The organism is Salinicola salarius (genome assembly GCF_002179555.1).
Lineage (GTDB): Bacteria > Pseudomonadota > Gammaproteobacteria > Pseudomonadales > Halomonadaceae > Salinicola > Salinicola salarius_A.
Window position 1 is genome coordinate 1 of the sequence record NZ_NHOU01000076.1, and the last position, 3,310, is coordinate 3,310.

At 54.8% G+C, this 3,310-nt stretch carries 3 protein-coding genes and 1 pseudogene; 2 read left to right on the forward strand and 2 right to left on the reverse strand.

Annotated features, from left to right (window positions below; all coding sequences use genetic code 11):
- Nucleotides 1-3: 3 nt before the first annotated feature.
- On the reverse strand, nt 4-198 hold the full coding sequence (locus CCD76_RS18925; protein WP_087721046.1) for a hypothetical protein: 195 nt from the start codon (nt 196-198) through the stop codon (nt 4-6).
- Between the two features lie 84 nt (nt 199-282).
- Nucleotides 283-612, reverse strand: coding sequence for a hypothetical protein (locus CCD76_RS20530; RefSeq protein WP_256961395.1), 330 nt, complete (start codon nt 610-612; stop codon nt 283-285).
- Between the two features lie 74 nt (nt 613-686).
- On the opposite strand from CCD76_RS20530, the gene dauA reads away from it, so the two are divergent.
- Together dauA and CCD76_RS18940 are read left to right on the forward strand one after the other, a co-directional pair.
- Complete coding sequence (gene dauA, locus CCD76_RS18935; RefSeq protein ID WP_087721048.1) at nt 687-2,459, forward strand: C4-dicarboxylic acid transporter DauA; 1,773 nt, start codon at nt 687-689, stop codon at nt 2,457-2,459.
- A gap of 9 nt (nt 2,460-2,468) precedes the next feature.
- Nucleotides 2,469-3,281 (forward strand): annotated as a pseudogene (locus tag CCD76_RS18940) (isocitrate/isopropylmalate family dehydrogenase); the annotation flags it as partial.
- Nucleotides 3,282-3,310 lie beyond the last annotated feature (29 nt).

Consider the following 3,310-nt stretch of genomic DNA (forward strand, 5'->3'; position numbering starts at 1 on the left):
CAATCACCCGGGACCTGACACATAACCCTTATTGACCCGCGCGAGGTGGGAAATCTCGACCGATCCCTGGCTGTCGAGGCGTCCGGCTATGGTCGCGGCGATGTGAGCATCACGTTGAGCCTCGGAATAGGCCTGACCACCGAAGATCATGCCGGCAACGGCGAAAATGGCGACAACGGGAATCCATAGGTTATGCATAGCGGGTCCATTAGAGGATATATAGGTGCATGAGGTCGGCAGGAAAATTGCTAGCTTGGATAGAAATTGTTGCCTCACCAAATTTCAGCCCGGGGTGTTTTTTCCATCTTTGGTCATCTGTGTTTCGTACTCCACTCCATGCTTATGTAGATAATCACGTATCAGCTGCCGGACAACTTGCGAAGGAGTCAGATCCTGTAAAGCGCATAGCTGCTCAAAAGCTTGTTTCTTTTTGGGGTCTATGAGCAGCGTGAGGCGAGCAGTTTTCTTTTCCATTGGCATTCCCCTCATGACATTAACATCTGATGTTAATGTTGCTGTTCTCATATCGCAATGCCTTAACATCATTCTCTCTGAAAATATGGCATCGTTCGGTTGCCGTACATTATAACAGTATGTTAATGTCATTAACATGTTTTCTGCTCCTTACGCCAAATGCTCCGGTCGACGCTGCCATGGCGAGGGTGCATTGCAGCGAGGGCTATCGTATGTCGCGCCAACGGTTTTCAGTTAAGCTGCCCAGCATCTCCACAGGTCTTCGCGCTGCATGGCGGGAAGGTTACGGTCTCTCGGATTTACGCCAAGATGTGATGGCTGGCCTCACCATCGGTACTGTGGCTGTGCCTCTGTCGATGGCATTGGCGATCGCTACGGGCGTTCCTCCTCAGCACGGCCTCTACACAGCCATTGTGGCCGGGGCCATTATCGCGCTTACCGGTGGCGCTCGTTTCAATGTCTCAGGCCCGACGGCCGCTTTTGTCGTTATTCTTTTCCCGATTGTTCAGCAGTACGGTCTCGGTGGATTGCTTATCGCCTCGATGATGGCCGGCATCATTCTGGTGGTCTTGGGGGTTACCCGAATGGGACGCCTGATCGAGTTCGTACCCTATCCCGTGGTTCTGGGCTTCACCGCGGGGATTGCGGTTGTCATCGCGGTACTGCAGGTCCCCGACTTTCTGGGGCTGAGCGTCGGGCAGCTCGGTGAGCATTTTGTCGAAAACCTGGGGCGGATCGTCACCTCGCTGCCCACTCTCAACCCTCTCGAATTCGGCATTGGGGCATTTGCTCTCATTGTCATGTTGCTATGGCCGCGATTGCACATACCCATCCCTGCCCCCCTTATCGGGTTAATCGTTGGGGCTATTGCCGCTTACGGTGCCAATCAGTGGTTTGGTAGCACGGGCGCGCCTGCCGTTGAGACGATTGCCTCTCGTTTTACTTGGGAGGCTAATGGCGAGACGGGTATTGGTATACCCCCTATAGCGCCTTCCTTCATGGCTCCTTGGCTATTACCGGGACCCTATGGAGAACCCCTTGAACTGAATTTCGAACTGATTCGCGCTCTGCTAGGGCCTGCCTTCGCCATTGCCATGCTGGGAGCCATCGAGTCACTGCTGTGCGCGGTGGTATCGGATGGCCTGACAAAGACCAAGCATGACCCCAACGCCGAGCTGATTGGCCAAGGGCTGGGCAATATCATCGCGCCACTCTTCGGCGGTATCACGGCCACGGCGGCCATTGCCCGGACAGCGACCAACATTCGAAGTGGCGCTCGTTCACCCATCGCGGCAGTGGTGCATTCGATAGTGGTGCTGTTGGCGGTCATCGCTCTCGCAGGGTTGCTGGGCCTCGTGCCCATGGCTGCCCTCGCGGCGCTGCTATTCATCATTGCCTGGAACATGAGCGAAGCGCGTCATTTCCTGCATACCATGCGGTCGGCGCCTCCTGGAGACGTAGCCATTCTTATTATCTGCTTCGGCCTGACCGTTCTGTTTGACATGGTTCTGGCCGTCGCTGTCGGCATGGGATTGGCGGCAGCACTGTTTATTCGGCGCATGGCCTTGCTGACCACAACCGATCGCATCGAGATCGAGAATAACCCTACGATCAACGGGCTGCCTCCAGAAGTGGCCGTTTACGAAATCAATGGGCCATTGTTCTTCGGGGTAGCCGAGAAAGCCCTCACATCACTGCATCTGGTCGATCGTAACGTTCAGATTGTGCTTATTGACATGCGCAACGTACCCAGCATGGATGGTACAGCCATCGTCGCACTCCAGTCGCTAATCGACGAAATGCATCGCGAGGGAATAGCGCTAATTCTGATGGGGTTGCCTACGCGGATTATCGTCAAACTGCGTCGTGCAGGCATTCGAAAGGACAAAGGAGTGCTGACGTACTGCAAAGACTGGCAGTGGGCCAAGGTCGTCGCGCTACGTTGGTATCATGAGCGAAACGAAATGGATCGCAACAAACACTGAGGTATCTCAATGAGCCAGACGATTGCAGTACTGAAAGGCGACGGCATAGGTCCCGAAATCATGGAGGCCACACTGCGCGTCCTGAGTGCGCTGGACTGCGGGCTGGATTATGAATTTCTGGATGCTGGGCTGACTGCGCTGGACAAGCATGGCCAGCCAATGCCTGATGAAACGATCGAAGCGATCAGGAGGCATCGCATAGCCCTGAAAGGCCCTTTGATGACACCTGTCGGCGGTGGGTTTACCTCCCTGAATGTCCAGTTGCGCCGTGAATTTGACCTTTATGCCAATGTTCGCCCTGCGATCAGCTTCCCTGGGACTCGCTCGCGCTATGAAAACATTGACTTGATCATGGTGCGCGAGAATACCGAGGGTGCTTATCTTTCCGATGGGCAGAGCCTCACCGATGATGGAGAGACGGCACTCTCCAGCGTCCGGGTTACCCGCAAGGGGTCCGAGCGCATCGCGCGCTATGCCTTCGAATTGGCACGTCAGCGGGGGCGGCAAAAAGTTACGGCTGTGCACAAGGCCAACATTATCAAGACCAGTTCGGGGCTATTCCTTGATGTAGCCCGTGAGGTGGCACAAGAATATACGGATATTGAATTCCAGGAAATGATTGTCGATAACGCCTGTATGCAATTGGTGATGAATCCTCATCAGTTCGACGTTATTGTCACAACCAATTTGTTTGGTGATATTCTTTCGGATCTCTGTGCCGGGCTGATCGGCGGCCTAGGGCTAGCACCGGGCGCAAACATTGGCACCGAAGCCGCTATTTTCGAAGCGGTACATGGCTCGGCTCCGGATATCGCCGGGAAGTAAGCGTTCATTCCAGGACGCCCTGCCAT